General features: G+C 69.8%; 18 protein-coding genes and 1 pseudogene. 11 read left to right on the forward strand and 8 right to left on the reverse strand.

What is annotated here, in order from left to right:
• Positions 1-50 precede the first annotated feature (50 nt).
• The 8 genes and pseudogenes from Q4V64_RS06040 to Q4V64_RS06075 all read right to left on the reverse strand — a co-directional run bounded on the left by Q4V64_RS06040 (position 51) and on the right by Q4V64_RS06075 (position 7281).
• The gene (locus Q4V64_RS06040; protein ID WP_124445641.1) at positions 51-698 is read right to left on the reverse strand and encodes a dihydrofolate reductase family protein; all 648 of its coding nucleotides are present in this window, start codon (positions 696-698) and stop codon (positions 51-53) included.
• Between the two features lie 278 nt (positions 699-976).
• Positions 977-1327, reverse strand: a complete 351-nt coding sequence (locus tag Q4V64_RS06045; protein WP_124445640.1) for a metalloregulator ArsR/SmtB family transcription factor — start codon at positions 1325-1327, stop codon at positions 977-979.
• Positions 1328-1485: 158 nt separating this feature from the next.
• A pseudogene (locus Q4V64_RS06050) lies at positions 1486-1840 on the reverse strand (zinc ribbon domain-containing protein YjdM).
• Positions 1841-1879: 39 nt separating this feature from the next.
• Positions 1880-2203 (reverse strand): hypothetical protein, encoded by a 324-nt coding sequence (locus tag Q4V64_RS06055; RefSeq protein WP_253267529.1) that lies wholly within the window; start codon positions 2201-2203, stop codon positions 1880-1882.
• Positions 2204-2308: 105 nt separating this feature from the next.
• Positions 2309-4033: a SulP family inorganic anion transporter gene (locus tag Q4V64_RS06060; protein WP_303709100.1), complete on the reverse strand. Its 1725-nt coding sequence runs from the start codon at positions 4031-4033 to the stop codon at positions 2309-2311.
• Positions 4030-4371 (reverse strand): metalloregulator ArsR/SmtB family transcription factor, encoded by a 342-nt coding sequence (locus Q4V64_RS06065; RefSeq protein ID WP_124445798.1) that lies wholly within the window; start codon positions 4369-4371, stop codon positions 4030-4032. Before Q4V64_RS06065 ends, Q4V64_RS06060 begins: the two co-directional genes overlap by 4 nt.
• 301 nt (positions 4372-4672) lie before the next feature.
• Positions 4673-5848, reverse strand: a complete 1176-nt coding sequence (locus Q4V64_RS06070; protein WP_124445799.1) for an amidohydrolase family protein — start codon at positions 5846-5848, stop codon at positions 4673-4675.
• 239 nt (positions 5849-6087) lie between these two features.
• Positions 6088-7281 (reverse strand): NAD(P)/FAD-dependent oxidoreductase, encoded by a 1194-nt coding sequence (locus Q4V64_RS06075; protein ID WP_124445800.1) that lies wholly within the window; start codon positions 7279-7281, stop codon positions 6088-6090.
• A 381-nt stretch (positions 7282-7662) separates the two neighbouring features.
• On the opposite strand from Q4V64_RS06075, the gene Q4V64_RS06080 reads away from it, so the two are divergent.
• From Q4V64_RS06080 to Q4V64_RS06130, 11 genes are all read left to right on the forward strand, one after another.
• Positions 7663-8853: an acyl-CoA dehydrogenase family protein gene (locus tag Q4V64_RS06080; protein ID WP_124445801.1), complete on the forward strand. Its 1191-nt coding sequence runs from the start codon at positions 7663-7665 to the stop codon at positions 8851-8853.
• 11 nt (positions 8854-8864) lie between these two features.
• On the forward strand, positions 8865-9422 hold the full coding sequence (locus Q4V64_RS06085; RefSeq protein ID WP_172629647.1) for a flavin reductase family protein: 558 nt from the start codon (positions 8865-8867) through the stop codon (positions 9420-9422).
• The gene (locus tag Q4V64_RS06090) at positions 9419-9727 is read left to right on the forward strand and encodes an antibiotic biosynthesis monooxygenase family protein (RefSeq protein WP_124445802.1); all 309 of its coding nucleotides are present in this window, start codon (positions 9419-9421) and stop codon (positions 9725-9727) included. Before Q4V64_RS06085 ends, Q4V64_RS06090 begins: the two co-directional genes overlap by 4 nt.
• A 79-nt stretch (positions 9728-9806) precedes the next feature.
• Positions 9807-10751, forward strand: coding sequence for an NAD(P)H-binding protein (locus Q4V64_RS06095; RefSeq protein WP_124445803.1), 945 nt, complete (start codon positions 9807-9809; stop codon positions 10749-10751).
• Positions 10752-10793: 42 nt separating this feature from the next.
• Positions 10794-10985, forward strand: coding sequence for a ferredoxin (locus Q4V64_RS06100; protein ID WP_124445804.1), 192 nt, complete (start codon positions 10794-10796; stop codon positions 10983-10985).
• Positions 10982-12160: a cytochrome P450 gene (locus Q4V64_RS06105; RefSeq protein ID WP_124445805.1), complete on the forward strand. Its 1179-nt coding sequence runs from the start codon at positions 10982-10984 to the stop codon at positions 12158-12160. The genes Q4V64_RS06100 and Q4V64_RS06105 overlap by 4 nt, the downstream gene beginning before the upstream one ends.
• A gap of 10 nt (positions 12161-12170) precedes the next feature.
• Positions 12171-13559, forward strand: coding sequence for an MmgE/PrpD family protein (locus Q4V64_RS06110; protein ID WP_124445806.1), 1389 nt, complete (start codon positions 12171-12173; stop codon positions 13557-13559).
• 1 nt (position 13560) lies between these two features.
• Positions 13561-14382, forward strand: a complete 822-nt coding sequence (locus Q4V64_RS06115) for a mesaconyl-C4 CoA hydratase (RefSeq protein ID WP_124445807.1) — start codon at positions 13561-13563, stop codon at positions 14380-14382.
• Between the two features lie 4 nt (positions 14383-14386).
• A complete protein-coding gene (locus Q4V64_RS06120) occupies positions 14387-15586 on the forward strand; it encodes an FAD/NAD(P)-binding oxidoreductase (protein WP_124445808.1) in 1200 nt (399 codons plus the stop codon).
• 26 nt (positions 15587-15612) lie between these two features.
• The gene (locus Q4V64_RS06125; protein WP_124445809.1) at positions 15613-16407 is read left to right on the forward strand and encodes an SDR family NAD(P)-dependent oxidoreductase; all 795 of its coding nucleotides are present in this window, start codon (positions 15613-15615) and stop codon (positions 16405-16407) included.
• Between the two features lie 57 nt (positions 16408-16464).
• Positions 16465-17178 (forward strand): alpha/beta hydrolase, encoded by a 714-nt coding sequence (locus Q4V64_RS06130; RefSeq protein WP_253267576.1) that lies wholly within the window; start codon positions 16465-16467, stop codon positions 17176-17178.
• Positions 17179-17250: the final 72 nt, after the last annotated feature.

Genomic DNA, 17250 nt, shown 5'->3' on the forward strand with positions numbered 1-17250 from the left:
GGATCGGCGCCCCCCGGAGGGGCAGGGGGCGGGCCAGGAAGCGAGGTGATTCAGCGACCCACACGGGTGAACGTCACATGCGTGACCCCGCTGGGCGAGGAAGCGGCCTCGACCGCGTAGTCCTTCTCGAGGCCCTCCAGCCCGTCCCAGAGGCGTACGCCTCGGCCGAGCAGGACCGGGACCACCACGATGTGCATGTGGTCGATGAGCCCGGCGGCAAAGAAGTCGCGGATCACGGTGGGCCCCCCGCCGATACGCACGTCCTGGCCGCCCGCGGCCTCGCGGGCCGTCTCGAGCGCCTCGGCGGGCGACGCGTCGAGGAAGTGGAACGTCGTGCCGCCCTCCATCTCGATCGACGGGCGCGGGTGATGGGTGAGGATGAAGGTCGGTGTGTGGAACGGCGGGTTGGGCCCCCACCACCCCTTCCACTCCGGGTCCTCGTGCCATCCGGGCGGCCCGAACTTCCCGGCGCCCATGATCTCCGCGCCGATCCCGGGTGTGAACTGCCGCGCGAAGACGTCGTCGAGGCCGCCGGTCCCGCCGGGCCGGCCGCTCATCTTGTGCCAGAACTGGGTGGTGAACATCCACTCGTGCAGCCTTTCGCCGGCGTGGCCGAACGGCGCCTCATGGCTCTGGCCCTCACCGGTGCCGAAGCCGTCGAGCGAAATGGAGAAGTTGTGGACGCGGGCGAGTGACATGGCTGGCGACTCCCTTGCTTCTGCTGGTTGAGCTACGTCGGATCAGCTCGTGCTGTGACGATGATGGCCGCCCCGACACGCATCGCCCACTAGGCCCACCGGGCATCCACACCACACAGCTCACCGACAACGCCCGCCGGAGCTACGCCGCCATACGGCGACCCGCCAGACGCACCCGCCACGACCGCGCTGATCGAGGTCCTGGCACCACGGCCCCGAGTAGTGCCAAAAGCGCGACCAGACCACCCACTGGAGACGGCCGCCGTTCAAGGGCCTCGCTACGACGGCGGCTTTCGCTCACCCGGCGCGGCCTGCAGGTCGGCCAGTAGCTCGGCCTGCCCGGCGAGCACCCCGGACAGGATGGTCCGTGCGACCCGTAGAAGCTCCGCGACCTGCGGACTGGTCAGCGAGTAGTACACGGTCGAACCCTCCTTACGGGTCTTGACCAGATTCGCCCGCCGCAGCACGGCCAGTTGCTGGGACAGATGAGCGGGCTCGATGCCCACCTCGGGCAGCATCTCGGCCACCGCGTGCTCGCGCTCGCTCAGCAGTTCCAGGACCCGGATACGGGCCGGATGGCCCAGCGTCTTGAAGAACTCGGCCTTCAGTTGGTACAGCGGCGTGCTCATCGTGCCGTCCCCTCCCCGAGACAACAGCACGTCCCCACCGGCCGGAGCTCAGCACATCGCGTCCACGCACACGTCAAGAACATGTGGCCCATCCTCGCCTGCGGCACCGGCCACGCCGCACCCGGATGCCCCGGCGGTCGGCACAGCAAGGTGTCTGATCAGACTTTCTTCACCACGCTGGACTTGAGCTGCATGGCGCCGAACCCGTCGACCCTGCAGTCGATGTCGTGGCCGTCCACGCCGTCGACCAGGCGGATGCCGCGTACCTTGGTGCCCGCCTTGATCCCGGTCGGGCTGCCCTTGACCTTCAGCGTCCTGACCACCGTCACGGTGTCACCGTCAGCGAGCACGTTGCCGACCGCGTCCTTGATCACCTTGCCCCCGGAGGCGCCGTCCGCGGACTCCTCGGACGCGGACCACTCGTGCCCGCACTCGGGGCAGACCAGGAGCGCACCCATTTCGTAGGTGTAGGCGCCGGAGCATTTCAGGGCAGGGGGGAAGGGCTTCACTCATGGCAGAGGTGTCTTTCAGTCAGTGAGCGGATGCGGGGGGTCAGGGGGTGGGCCAGCCGTCTGTGCGCCACGCCTGCCGTGCCTCCTCGGGAGGCGACATGCGCCGGGAGTGGGCCGTGCGGGCGGTGGCCAGGTCGCAGTGGACGGGGATGTCCGGGCAGTCGCCGGGCGGGACCACGGAGCCGTCGGAGGGGATGGCGGCCAGTTCCAGGCTCCGGCCCGCTCCGGCGAGGCGGCGTGCGGCCTCGGTGATGGCCAGCCGGCCTTCCGCGGACCAGCCGCGCAGCTTCGTCAGGTCGAGGATGACCGGTCCGGTGCCGCCGCTTTGCCGGGTGAGGGGACAGTTCGGCGGCGTGCCGAACACTGTTGGTCACCAACTCGCTCAGGATCAGCGGCGCCGCGTCCGCGACGGACCGGTGCAGACCTGTCCCCCACTCGACGAGCGCCTGTTCGGCGGCGGGGGCCGTACTCATCGGACCGCCTCCTCGCTCGAGGTTCGGGGCTTCCGGACGGGAACGGTGGTCCAGACTCCGGCCGCCTCCAGGTGGTCGCGAGCGGCCCGGATCGCCTCCGGGGTGGTGGTGTACTCCCGGCCGTCGTGCAGCAGCAGTTCCAGCGCACCGACGGAGTCGAGGACCTGGCGCTGGCTGGAGCGGATACCGGAGGCCAGGACGAGGATGCCGCGCCTCCGCAGCTTCTCGACGGCGTCCTTGAGGACGAGGGCGCCGGTGGCGTCCATGGTCGACACCCGCGACATGCGCAGGATGACGACCCGTACGTCGGCCACCTCGGTCAGCTCCAGCAGAAAGCGGTGCGCGGCGGCGAAGAACAGCGGCCCGTCGATGCGGTAGGCGACGATGTGCTCGGCGAGCAGGGCGTGTTCCTCGGCGCTGTGGTCGCCGCGATCGAGCGGGACCTGGTCGAAGCGGGCCTGCTTGGCCACGGCGCGCAGGGCGAGGGCACCCGCGACGATCAGGCCGATGATCACCGCGTACACGAGGTCCAAGGCCAGGGTCGCGACCGCGGTGAGGACGAGGATCAGCGCATCCGAGCGGGTGGCCTTGGCCATCGCCCTGAGCGAGCCGACCTCGACCATGCGGACCGCGGTGGCCAGCAGCACGCCGGCGAGGGCGGCGAGCGGGATCTTGGAGACCATGGGCGCCGCGGCGAAGACGATCACGGCGAGGATCGCGGCATGAGTCAGGGCGGCCAGCCGGGAGCCGGCGCCCGTACGGACGTTGACCGCGGTCCGGGCGATCGCACCGGTCGCGGGCACCCCGCCGAACAGCGGGGCCGCGATATTGGCCAGCCCCTGACCGAACAGCTCGCGATCAGGGTCGTGCTTCTGCCCCACGGTCATGCCGTCCGCCACCGAGGCGGACAGCAGGGACTCCAGGGCCGCGAGCGCTGCCACGGCCACGGCCGGGGCGAGCAGGGTGCCGAGCGCACCGATGTCAAGGAAGCCGAGCGTGGGCGCGGGCAGCCCGGACGGAAGGTCACCGATCGGCTGCGCCGCGTCCAGGCCCGCTACCTGGGCCACGACCGTGGCCGCGACGACCGCGAGGATGGAGAACGGGAGGGCCGGCCGCCAGCGGGCGCCCACCAGCATGACCGCGGCCACCGCGACCGCGAAACCGACCGCCGTCCAGTTCGGGTCCTTGGCGAATTCCTCGACGGCCCGCCAGGTCACCACCAGCACGCGGTCGCCCTCGGGCCTGGGCACGCCGAGCGCGTTCGGGACCTGCTGCAGTCCGATCACGCAGGCGATGCCCAGCGTGAAGCCCTCCACCACGGGCGCGGGCACGTACTGCATGTACTTGCCGGCGCGCAGGGCGGCCAGCGCCACGAGCATGACGCCGGCCATCAGGCCGACGGTCAGCACGCCGGTCGGACCGTACTCGCCGACGATCGGAACCAGCACCACGGTCATGGCCCCGGTGGGCCCGGACACCTGGAGATTGGACCCGCCGAACAGCGCGGCCAGGGCGCCCGCGACGACGGCGGTCGCCAGGCCGGCCTCGGCACCCAGACCGGAAGAGACGCCGAAGCCGAGCGCGAGCGGCAGCGCCACGATCGCCACGGTCAGGCCCGCGAGCAGATCCCGGCGCGGGTCGCGGCGCATGTCCGTCAGGTCGGCGCGCGTGGGCAGGAGTGCGGTGAGTCGGGCCGTTGTGCGGCCGATCGACGAGGTCATCGCGGGGCGACCTCGGTTTCCCGCAGCTCGGCCAGCAACGCGCCCCGCCCGGCGAGCACCTCGGTGAGGATCCGGCGCGCGGCCCTCATCAGGTCCGCGACGTCCCCGCCGGCCAGCTCGTAGACGACGGTCGAGCCCTCCCGGGCCGCGGTGACGATCCCGGAGCGGCGCAGTACCGCCAGCTGCTGCGACAGGGCGGACGGCTCCACCTCTATCGCGGCAAGCAGGTCCCGCACGGGCATCGGACCGTCCTGCAGCAGCTCCAGCACGCGTATGCGTACGGGATGCCCGAGAATTCGGAAGAACTCGGCCTTGGCCTGGTACAGCGGAACGGACACGACCCCTCGGCTTCTCCTACGGCATCCCCGTCGGCACCCCGCCTCGGGGCGGACACAAAGGGCTGTGCCTGCGGCTACCGGATATCAGACACAGCAATATAGCATCTGATCAATTGCGAAATTTCGCAATTCCGCAGGAGGGGCCGACGGACCCCGGCGGAAGCCGGGCGTCCTCGCGGGTACGGAAGCGGCCGGTCGATGACCACGTCCACGCCGTGCTCGCCCAGGCCAGGGCGGCCGGGTCGCGCTCGGCGGACACGGCGATGCGGTGCCCGTCGACAGTGATCGAGTCGCTGTTGGCTCAGCGCACCCGGTGGCCCGCCCGGTACACCGCGCGGATGTCGGTGACCGCCGAGATGTCGTCGAGGGGGGAGCTGCCGAGCACCAGGAGGTCGGCGTCCGCGCTGGGAAGCAGTACGCCCTTGCGTCCGGCCCGGCCCACCGCTTTGGCGGCCTCGGTGGTCGCGCAGCGCAGTACGTCACTGTTCGGCATTCCCCACTCGGCGAGCTGCATCAGCCCGTACGGGTAGACGCCGTGCGGTTTGCCGGGACTGATGCCCGAGTCGGTTCCGGGAACGACCCGGGCACCCGAGGCGATGACCTTGGCCACGGCGTCCGCCAGGGCGGCGAAGCGAGCGACGACGGCCGGAGCGCTCGGTGTCGTACCGGGCATCATGCCCACCGTGGCGCTGACGAACGTTCCTCGCCGTACGACCTCGTCCACCAGATCCTGGCGCAGGTCGACGCCGTCGGGGGTGAGGAAGGAGAAGTGCTCGATGGTGTCGAATCCGGCGTCGACCACGTCCGCGATCGCCGGGACGGCGTGGACGTGGGCGGCCGCGGTGAGCCCGAGCCGGTGTGCCTCGTCGGTGATCAGCCGCAGGTCGGACCGGTCGTACTGCTGGTACATGGAGTCGGAGCCGGGCGTCATCATGCCGCCGCTGACCATCACCTTCACCACGTCGCAACCGCGCGCGGCGCGTTCGCGCACCGCCGCCCGCAGCGCGTCGGCACCCTCGGCCTCGCCGCCGAGGAAGTGGCAGTGGCCGCCGTGGGTCGTGATGGGCGGACCCGCGGCGACGATGTCAGGGCGTTCGGTGGGCGGCACCTGCTCCCGCAGCGCGAGGGCGAGGTAGTCGCGGTCGCCGAGGTCCCGGACCGTCGTGACACCGGTCGCCAGCGTGGTCGCCGCCGAGGCGCGTGCGGTCTCCAGTACGGCCTCGTGGTCGTCGGACGCCACATGCGCCACGGCGTCCTTGGTACCGTCCCAGCACAGGTGCACGTGCGCGTCGATCAGCCCGGGAAGCAGCCACCCGTCCGGCCCGAAGTCCGTCACCGCCGCGTGCTCCGGCGGTGCCGCTCCCGTGAAGTCCACGTCACGGATCACGCCGTCCTCGACGAGCACCATGCCCGATCGCCTGACGTCCACGCCGTCGAAGACGTGCCCTGCCCGGAGCGCCAGCAGCTCGCTGCGCATAACAGTCATCTCCAAGAAACCGCAAAGTGGGGGGAGCGGCCAAGCTCAGTTGTTGCCGGGCCGACGGCAGGCAGAAGCGCCGTACTGGTCGGTGTGACAACACCTACGACTCGTCGTAGGTCGACGCTTTGCCCGAGATCCCAACTCTCGCCCCTGACCAGGCGTTTGGGGAATGAGAGATCACCAATGGCCGGCATAGACGAGATCTATACCGATGGAATCAGCTGGAATCAGCCCGATCAGGAACCTCCCCCGGGAACAGCCGTCCCCAACCGGGACTTACCGATGTGGGAGTTCCATTCCAGCAGCCGGGCCAGTTCCTCGTCCCCGGGCCGCGCCGCAGGCGCTCCACCGGTGCGGGACGGTGTGTGGACGCCGCGGGACATGTTTCCGCTGACGGTGGTGTTGTGTTCCACGCGCGGGCGGCGGAGCGTCTCGTAGACGGACAGCGCGGTCTCGGTGGCGGGTGTGTCGCGCAGTGCTTTGGCGAGGATGACGGCATCCTCCATCGCCATCGAGGCTCCTTGCCCGGTCGCCGGAGAGGCCGCGTGGGCGGCGTCGCCGACGAGCAGCATCCGTCCCGAACGCCAGGGTGCTCCGGTCGGTATCTCGGTGGCGTTGGTGACCAGGATGTCGTCGGGGGTGGCCGCGACGATGTCGGCGGCCGCGGTGGCATCGTCGCGCAGCAGCGGCAGCAGCAGGTCGCGCCACTGGCCAGGCGTGCCGTGTGCGATCTCAGCGGCGGCCAGGCGTTCTCCGGCCACGCGCGCGTACCAGTACGTCTGCCCGCCGGGCGACACCGCGTAGCCGAAGGCGGCAGCGCTGCCGCGCACCACGGTGAGGCGCTCGTCGTCAGCCTCCTCGGCCGGAGAGACGTGGGTGGTGTAGCCGTAGAACACGTACTCGCCCGCGTAGCACGGTTGTGTGGCCGGGGCGATCGTCCGGCGGACGGTGGAGTTCAGGCCGTCGGCGCCGATGAGCAGGTCGCCGGTCGCGGTGCTGCCGTCGGTGAAGTGTGCGGTGACGCGGTCGGGGCCGTCCTGGACGGCCGCCAGCGAGGCGCCGTGCCGGATGCTGATGCCCCGGTGGGCGGCCTCGGTCTGCAGGGCGGCGTTTAGTTCACCGCGACGCAGGCACCGGTACCGCAGGACGGGGTTGTCGGCCTCGCCGAGCGGCCTCTGCGCGACTTCGGTGCCCGTGCCGTCCAGTACGCGCATCGAGGTCAGCGGGAAACCGGCCACGGTGACGGGGGCCAAGGCGTCGATCTGGGCGAGGGCGCGCATGCCGCTGCTCCCCAGCATGAGGAAGGCGCCCAAGTCCTCGGCCGAGCCGGGGTGCGCCTCGTACACGCAGACGTCGAAGCCCGCCTTGTGCAGGGCGAGGGCCGTCGTCGTACCGGCGATCCCGCCGCCGATGACAAGTACTCGGGTCACGATGTGTCCGGCCCCTCCATGTATGGCTTGCGCGAGCTGCGCATGTGTTCCGGGGAACGTGCGGGCATGCCGCCGGGGTTCCCGTTCGCGTGGTGTGCCCGATCCGGGACAGGCGGCCCAACTGCGGCCTTTCGGCGGTCTGTTCGCGACGGGCATCGCCTCGGGACTTCCCCGAACACCAAGTCGGCGTAGAGGTGGCGCCGGGTTCGGTCCCCGACCGCGCGGGAGCTGTGTCATGCGTCTGATGCATCACACGCCCGAACTTCTGGAGAAGTCCCTGGTCTTTACGCCCCTCGAGACGGATCCGCATGCTGGCTGACATCACTCCGTCACGTCGGTCGGGGCACTCATCGACCCACGTCGCTCTCCGGGAGAAGCACCATGACAATGTCGTCCAGCGCCGCAGTGTCGGATCTCGACACCTCTGACGCCGAGCTGGTGGGCCGCGCCACCGGCCTGGTCCCGCTGATCCGTGAGTACGCGGCGCAAGGCTCCGAGGCGCGTCGAGCGGCCCCCGAGGTGATCAAGGCGCTGGAGGACGCGGACATCTTCCGTCTGCTCGTGCCCAAGAGGTACGGCGGCCACGGGGCGACGCTGCGCACCGCCGTCGACGCCGTGGCGGAGGTGGCCCGGGGTGATGGCTCGACCGGGTGGATCGCCGCGCTGATGGCCGTCGGCACGGGATTCGCCTCGACGTCCTCCGCCCAGGCTCAGGAGGACGTCTTCGGTGCGAATCCGAAGGCGAAGGTGTGCGGCGTCTTCTCCCCCGGCAGCAAGTCGGAGCGGGTCGACGGCGGCTACCTGGTCAGTGGCCGCTGGCCGTACGCCTCGGGTTCCTTCGCCGCTGACTGGGGGTCTCTGGGCATCCCCGTCGAAGGCGGCGAGCTGGCGATGGCGCTGATCCCGGCGGAGGCCTGGACGATCGAACCGACCTGGTTCGTCACCGGAATGAAGGGCACGGGCAGCGACACCATCGTGGTCGAAGACCACTTCGTGCCCGATCACCGGATTCAGCCGGTCAAGGACATGTTCGCGGGGCGCTATCCCACGCCGTACACCGATGAACGGATGGCGTCGATGGCCTTCAACGCGGTCGCCGCCGCCATTCTCGTCGCACCGCAGATCGGTCTGGGCCGGCACGCGCTGGAGATCACCCGGGCCAAGCTGCCCCAGAAGCCGGTGGCCTACACCAGCTACCAGGAGGCGAGGCTCTCCCCCACCCACCAGATCGGCGTCGCCAACGCGGCCACCAAGCTGCACCTGGCCGAGCTGACGCTGAACCGGATGTGCCTCGACCTCGACCGGGCCGCCGCCGAGCGCCGCATGCTCGACCTGGAGACCCGCGCCCGGATCCGCAATGACACCGGTGTGGTAGCCGAACTGGTCACAGGCGCGATCGACACGCTCCTGACCGCCAACGGCGCCGGTTCCTTCGCCGAGGTCAACGTGCTGAACCGCATCTGGCGGGACTCCGAGACCGCCGCCCGGCACGCCCTCGTCACCGTCGAGATCGGCAAAGAGGCCTACGGCCGGCTGCTGCTGGGCAACGAAGAACCGACGATCGCCCTGTGAGGACAGCGACCATGGGGACCACACCTGCCCTCAGCGCGCAGCAAGGCAGCCCTGCCGCCACCGACGACCCCGTGGACTACCGGCGCGCCCTCGGGCACGTCCCGACCAGCGTGGCGGTGGTCACCGCGAGCGCCAGGTCCGGGCCCGTCGGGATGACCGTCGGCTCCTTCACCTCGGTGTCGCTGGACCCACCCCTCATCGCCTTCTTCGTCGACCGGTCCTCCAGGACCTGGCCGCGCCTCTACGAGGCGAGCCACTTCGGCGTCAACATCCTCGGCCACGGCCACAGCGAGCTGTGCAAGGCGTTCTCCCGGCGCAGCGAGGACCGCTTCCTCGACGTGGACTGGCACATGTCGGCTCGCGGCTTGCCCCTCCTGGACGAGGCGATCGTCACCCTGGAGTGCACGAGGGCCAAGGTCGACCTCATCGGCGATCACTACCAGGTGGTCGGCCGCGTCGAGTCACTGGAACTGCGCGCCACCGATCCCCCGCTGATCTTCCTGCGCGGCGGCTTCCTGGATCTGAGTGCCTCGGGCACGGCGTCCGGACGCGACGAGGCGGACGGATGATCTACGAGCACGCCGAACTGCATGTCCACCCGGAGGCAGGCGTCCGGCTCGAAGCGGACTTCGCGACGGCCCGGCATCTGCTGCTGGAGACTCCCGGGTGCCGGTCCGCCGAACTGCTGCGCAGCGTCGACCACCCCGACACCTACCTGCTGCGTGTCGGTTGGGAACGACTCGAGGACCACACCGAGGCCTTCCCCGGAACCCCGCAGGCGAAAGCCTTCGCCGAGGCAGTCGCGCCCCACTGTGTCGCCAGGCCCCGGGTCATCCACTATGCGGCGCACGAGGACAGCACCACCGCTGGGTGACAGCCCGCGGACCGGAGGCGTCCGGCGACCGTAGGCCTTTCGACCGTAGGCCTTTCATGAAAGACGAACAGGAGACACCATGGGTCGCATCGTTATCAGCGGGGCCTCGGGGGATTTGGGGCACCGTGTCACCGACCTGCTTCTGGCCACGGATCCAGATGCCGAACTGACGCTTGTGACGCGCACTCCGGAAAAGCTCCGCCAAGGCGGCGGGAAACAGCGGCTGCGCGTCTGCCGAGGCGACTACCGGGACGCCGGTTCCCTGGACGCCGCGTACAGCGGCGGGGAGATACTCTTCCTGATCAGCGGACTGAACCTCGGGCGAAGAGTTTCCGAGCACCGGAATGCGATTTCTGCGGCGCAGCGGGCCGGTATCCGCCATATCGTGTATACCTCGGTGGGAGGCGTACAGCCGAACAATCCGGCTCTGTCGTCCCAGGACCACTGTCAGACCGAGCTTGATCTGCGAGCGTCCGGTCTGACGTACACGATTCTCCGGAACTCCCTCTACTCCGAAATCGTGAGCAACGTTCTTGTGGCACCCGGGGTGGAAACAGGACTGCTCAAGCAAGCGACGGGCGATGGCTTCATCGCGCCGGTCGCGAAGAGCGATGTCGCCGGCAGCGCTGCCACGTGCCTGCTGCAGAACGAGCGGCACGCCGGCGCTGTCTACGAGATCACGGGCAGCGAGTTGCTGAATTTTCACGACATCGCGGAGATCGGTACCGAAGTCCACCACGCCCCCATCAAGTACGCACCGGTCTCGGCCGAAGAGCGCCTCGCATTCTACGATTCCGTGGGGATTCCCCGTACCTATGACCCCGACATGCCGCCGAGCGCAGACGGGCACATGTGGGCCAGTGACGAATTGATATCGGCCGAAGTGGCAATTGCTGAAGGCTACCAAGCCGTCATGTCTCACCACGTGAAGCACATCACAGGCCAAGAACCTGTCTCCCTGCGCTCTGTGATGGAGCGTTGCAAGTCATTGCGCTACGACGAGATAGGCGCGCAGGTTTCGTAAGCCCGGGGCTGACCCATACACGCGAGAAAGGAGTTCCTCGAGATGGTAGAGGTCAAAGTGGATTTCGCCCGGTGCGACGCCAACGGCACCTGCGCGGCACTGATGCCGGACGTGTTCCGGATCGGTGAGAACGGCCTGCTCGAGCAGTTGACCACCGAAGTCGAGGGCGGTCGTGCGGACGAGCTGGAGGAAGTCATCCTCTGCTGCCCGCTGGGGGCGATCTCTCGCTCATGACCACGGCACTTCCGCACTTCGAACCGTTCTCCCCGGATGCCCTCGCGCATCCGGGCGGCGCCCTGACCGAGGGTCCTCTCGCGCTGGGCTCGGCCGGTTACACCGTCCTGAGCTTCGAGCTCGCGACCACCGTGCTGCGGGACAAACGATTCCAGAACGCCGCACTCAAGCTGATGGAGGACTTCGGGATCACCGATGGTCCGGTGCACGACTTCCGCGCACACAGCCTGCTCATGGCCGACGGCCCGCGTCACCTCCGGCTGCGCACGCCGCTGGCCCGTTTCATGGGACCGGCGACCGTCGAGAACATCCGCGGCGCCCTGCGCCAGATCATCCAGGACCTCGCCGCCGGCCTCGACCCGTCCGCGCCGGTCGACTTCCACGGTGCCGTAGACCGGCGTCTCCCCGCGCGGGTGTACTGCTACCTCGCCGGCGCGCCGGCCGAGGACGCCCCCAAGGTCGCGAGCCTCTCGGAGCGGACGCTGTCGCTGCTGAACCGCGACCCGAGCCTCACACCGGTGATCGTCGGTGCGTACGACGAGTTGTTCGCGTACCTGGAGGACCTCGTCGCGCGCAAGCGCACGCAGGGCCTGGGCGAGGACATGCTGTCGTTCCTGATCGCGCAGCACGACGCCGGCAAGCTCTCCGAGAAGGAGCTCTTCAACGAAGCGGCCGCCATGCTCGAGGCGAGCTCCGTCAACACCACGCACCAGACGGGCCTGGTCGTCTGGACGCTGTTGCGCGACCGGGAGATCTGGCAGCGGCTCGTGGAGGATCCGGCGCTGATCCCGGCGGCGATCGTCGAGGTGCTGCGGCTGTACCCCCGGCCCGGCGTCGTGAGCAGGATCGCCACCGAGGACGTCGAGCTGAACGGGACCGTCGTCCCCGCCGGTTCGGACATCCACGTGGCGGTGTGGTCGGCCAACCGTGACCCGGCGCGCTTCGAGGATCCGGCGGACTTCGTGCTCGGACGTGAGCGCAACCAGCCGCTGACCTTCAGCACGGGCAGCCACAACTGCCTCGGACAGGGGCTCGCGAAGGTCGAGATGGAAGAGGTCGTCAGCTACCTGGTCGAGCGCTTCCCCAACGCCGTCGTGGTCGAGGAGGGCACCGAGATCGGGCAGGCCGGCGGCCGGTGGCTCGTGAAGTCGCTCACCGTGGACCTCAGGTCGTAGGCGGGGCGTGATGGTGAACACCGAAGGGTCGCTGACGGAACGTCTGGCCGCGCACTGGGCCGGCCTGTCGTTCGACGAGATCCCGGCCGAGGTCGTCGGCCGGGTCAAGGACAACATCCTGGACACGCTGGCGGTGGCGCTCGCCGGGGTGAAGACCGACGAGGCGCAGCGGGTCGGGGACGCCCTGACGAGCGTGCAGCAGACCGAGTCGGGCAGCCTCGTCTGGGGGACACCGTTCCTGCTCCCGCCGTCGCACGCCGCGCTCGCGAACGGAACGTCGGCGCACGCGCGCGACTTCGACGACGGAGGCGGACCGGGGCACGCGGGTTCCACCGTGCTGCCTGCGGCCCTCGCCGTCGCCGAGGCGACCGGGGCCGACGGGCGGGCGCTGATCGCGGCAACGATCGCCGGGTACGACATCGGCTACCGGACCCTGCAGGCGCTCGGCGGCTTCGCCGCGCACACCGACCGGGGCTGGCACTCCAGCGGCACCATGGGGAGCTTCGCCGCCGCTGCCGCCGGCGCGAAGGCCTTGGGCCTGGACGCAGAGCGCTTCGCCGACGCGCTGGGCATCGCCGGATCCTTCACGGGCGGCGTCTGGGCGTTCATCGACGACGGTGCGTGGACCAAGCGGATCCATCCCGGCAAGGCCGGGGAGACCGGCGTCGACGCGGCCCTGCTCGCGCGCGCCGGGATCACCGGCCCACGGCGGATCTTCGAGGCCGAGTGGGGCGGCCTGTTCGCCGTCTACAACGGCGGCCAGGGGTACGCGGAGAAGGCACTGCACGACCTCGGCGTCGACTTCAACGTGGCGACCGCGTACATCAAGCCCTACGCCTGCTGCCGCGGAAGCCACTCCACGATCGACACGGTGCTCGCTCTCATCCAGGAGCGGGACGTCAAGCCCGAAGACGTGCGGCACATCTCGATCACGGCCGGGGAGACAGCGGTGAACATGCTGTCGGTCGACCCCGTCAAGACGGTGTTCGACGCACAGTTCAGCCTCCCGTACGCCGTGACGATCGCTCTGCACAACAGGAGCGTCGGGCTTGACCAGTTCGACCCGCCCCGCATCGACGAGCCCGGCATCCGAGCGACGTTCCAGAAGATCTCGATGCACGTCGACAGCGGCATCCAGCTGGAGGACGGGCCACGGCTGGCGGTGGAGTTCATGGACGGCGAGACGGTGACGCTCCACGCCGGCAACCCCACCACAGCCAAGGGGTCGGCGCAGAACCCGCTTTCGCACGCGGAAGTCGCGGGCAAGGCGGAGGAACTGCTCGCACCCTACGGGCACGAGGTCGCGCGGGGCCTGGTACGCGCGGTGGAGAACCTGGACGACGCTCCGGACCTGTCGGAGCTGCTGCGCGCTCTTCGCGCAGGAAGACAAGGAGAGTGACATGGTCACGAGCGAGGTGACGCCAACGGTCGAGCGGACCGAGGTCATCGCGTCCGAGCCGACTCAGTCCCTGGCGGCCGCGCTGGACATCGAGATCCCGCACGCCGCGGGAGACCCGGTGCCCCCGCTGTGGCACTGGACCTACCTGCTGGAGCGTGGCCCGGAACGCGAGCTCGGCGAGGACGGCCACCCCATCACGGGAATCCCCGCACCTCCCGGCCCGGGACGCCGGCGGATGTTCGGCGGCGGCAGGGTGACGACGCTGCGCCACCTCGTGATCGGGCAGCCCGCGACCAAGGTGACCTCGATCAAGCGGTCCGTCGACAAGGTGGGCAGGACCGGACCACTGACGCTGACGACCGTCCTCCAGGAAGTCTTCCAGGGCGGCGAACTGGTGATCCGGGAGGAGCAGGACATCGTCTACCGCGCTCCCGGCTCGGGTGCGCTGCCTCCCCCGCCCCCGGCGACGACTGCCCCGGCGGGGCCCACGCTGGACCTCGCGGTCGACGAGCGGCTGCTGTTCCGGTTCTCGGCGCTGACCTACAACGCGCACCGCATCCACTACGACCTGGGCTGGTGCCGACGGGAGGGGTACGACGGTCTCGTCATCCACGGGCCCCTGCTGGCGCTCATGACGGGCGAGCACCTCCGCCGCGAGGGCATCGATCTGCGGGGCAGGACCTTCGGCTACCGCTTCGTCTCCCCGCTGACCAAGCCGCAGACCATCACGGTCGTCCCCGGCGCGGACGGGCTGGAGCGCGGTGCCGAGGCACGCGGCGCCGACGGAACCGTCGCCGCCGTGAGCACCCTCGCGGAGGCCTGAGATCGTGACCGCATCCACCACCGATGTCGCCATCGTCGGCGGGTCGACCGCCGGCCTTCGGGCCGCCGAAGCCGTCGCGCGACACGCCCCGGAGCTGAACGTCACGGTCATCAGCGACGAGCCGCACCTGCCGTACGAGCTCCCTCCGCTGTCCAAGGTCGCCCTGCACGACCGGCTCGACGTGGACGCGCTCGTCTATCCCTTCGCCGCGGGCCTGCGCGACCAGGGGGTCGACTTCAGGCTCAACACCCGTGCCCAGGCCCTCGATACGAAAGCGAACACCGTCCTCCTGCCCGACGGAGCACTGACGTATCGTGCGCTCGTCATCGCGACCGGGTGCGAGCCGGTGATCCCGCCACTGTTCGCCGGCCGGGCCGGCGTTCACGCGCTGCGCCGCTTCGAGGACGCGACCGCCCTGCGTGCGGCGGTCGCCGATCCGGCGGCCTCCGTCGCGATCGTCGGAGCCGGCTTCATCGGCGGCGAGTTCGCCTCGACGCTTCAGAAGGCAGGGCGCACCGTCTCGCTCATCGACCTGGCGGCGAAGCCGCTGGGGCGGTTCGGCGAGCCGGTCGCCGACGCCTACGCGGCACTGCACCGGGAGGCGGGCGTCGGCCTGTTCCTGGGCAGCGGTGTCGTCGACGTCGCCGAGGAGGACGGGCGCCGCTCGCTGGTGCTCGACGACGGCACGCGGGTTCCCGCCGACGTGATCGTCGTCGGTGTCGGCGTCCGCCCGTCGATCGACTGGCTCCAGGACTCCGGGCTGACCTTCGACAACGGGATCCTGGCCGATGCCACTCTCCGGGCGGCGGACAACGTGTTCGTCGCCGGCGACGTCGTCCGCTGGCCCAACGCGCGGTTCGACACCGTGATGCGGATCGAGCACTGGACCAGCGCCGCCGAGCAAGGACGCGCCGCGGGGATCAACGCCGTGAAGCTCATCCGCGGGAGCGAGGGCGAAGGCTTCACGAACGTGCCGTACTTCTGGTCGGACCAGCACGGCGTCCGCATCCAGTTCGCGGGCCATCTGACCGGTGACGAGGAGATCGTGGAGAGCCGCGCCCCGGGCGGCTCGCTCTTCCTCTACCGCCGCGGCGAGGCGGTGACGGGTGTGCTGGCCTTCGAGCGGCGCGCCGAGTTCGTCAAGCTGCGGGCGCGCCTGCGACGGGAACTGAGCTGGCAGGCCGTCGGTGAGTTCGTGCTCTGAACAATCTTCAACGAGGAGTATCAGTGATGAGTGACGTGGCGAACCGGCGGAGTGCGGTCATCACCGGGGCAGCCCAGGGACTGGGCGCGGAAATAGCGTTCCGCCTTGCCGGTGAGGGATACGCGATTGCCCTGCTGGACCTGCGGAAAGAGGGCCTGGAACACACCGGGGAGAAGATAGCGAGCCGGTTCGCGGGCACCACGGTCAAGACGATCCCGGTCGATCTTTCCAGCGAGGAACTCGTCGCCGACGCGTTCGGGGAGATCGACGCCGAGCTCGGTCGCGTCGACGTGCTCGTGAACACCGCGGGCGGCAGCGGGACCGAGCAGGTGCGCGACATCGCGGACCTGTCGTCGCGGACCTGGCACACCGTGCTGGACAACAACGTCACGAGCGCGTTCCTGTGCTGCAGGTACGCCGTCCCGATCATGCGCCGGAACGGCTACGGCAGGATCGTCAACTTCTCGTCCGCGGTGTCACGTGGCCTCTCCGGCCCGTCCGGGACCGTCGGCGCGCGGCTTGCGTACGCCACGTCCAAGGCGGCGGTCAACGGCTTCACCAGGCAGCTCGCCAAGGACCTCGCCCGCAGCGGGATCACCGTGAACGCGGTCTCCCCCGGACTCGTCCTGCCCGAGGAGGGCCGTGTGAGGAGGGTGTTCGACGCACTCCCCGACACGGACCAGGCCGCCATCCGGGCGGCGATCCCGGCCGGTCGAACCGGTACGGCCCATGAGATCGCCTCGGCCGTCGCCTATTTGGTCTCGGAGGACGCCGGCTTCACCTCCGGCACCATCCTGAGCGTCGACGGCGCCGCCTCCTAGCTCCCCTCCCCAGCCCTCAACCGCCATGTGTCAGAGCGACAAGAAAGGGAGCCGACCGTGCTCCAGTATCCGTTGGTCCTCGTGCCCGCGCTGGGCTGCGACGCCCGGCTGTGGCAGCCGGTCATCGACCGGATCCATGACTTCGTGGAATGCGTGGTCGTTCAAGGCAGCGGGGACTCGATCGAGTCCATGGCGGACGATGTGCTCGCCCAGGCACCGGACCGGTTCTACCTGGCCGGGATCTCGATGGGTGGCTACGTCTCCTTGGACATCGCACTCAAAGCCGCTGGGCGAGTCGCGGGACTGGCGCTGCTGAACACGTCCGCGATCGCCGCACCGCCCGACCGCAGGCAAAGTTCGATCAGCGTCATCGAACTGGCCGAGTCCGGCCGTTTCGACGAGGCGGTGGACCGGGTCAGTGGCGCCGTCGCGCCGGCCCGCCCCGATGTGACCGCCCTCGCGGCCGCGATGGCGCGTGACCTCGGCGCCCAAGTCTTCACGGCCCAGCAACGCGCGGTGCTGGACCGGCGCGATCGCACCTCGGAGATCGCGAAGATCGCGGTGCCCACGTTGATCGTCGCAGGTGATGCCGATGCGATCACCCCACTCCCGCTGAGCGAGGAGATGGCGAGCTCGATCCCCGATGCGGAGCTGCACGTGCTCGAAGGGATCGGCCACCTCTCGCCCCTGGAAGACCCCGCCACAGTCGCGGCACGCCTCGGGGACTGGCTCGTGCGCATCGACGGCCGAACACAGAGGGCAACGCCATGACGCTCTCCTTCGATCACACGACGGAGATACGGGCCGTCCCTGCCGGTCGGCAGGGACGGCCCGTTGGCCTGC

The organism is Streptomyces sp. NL15-2K (assembly GCF_030551255.1).
Lineage (GTDB): Bacteria > Actinomycetota > Actinomycetes > Streptomycetales > Streptomycetaceae > Streptomyces.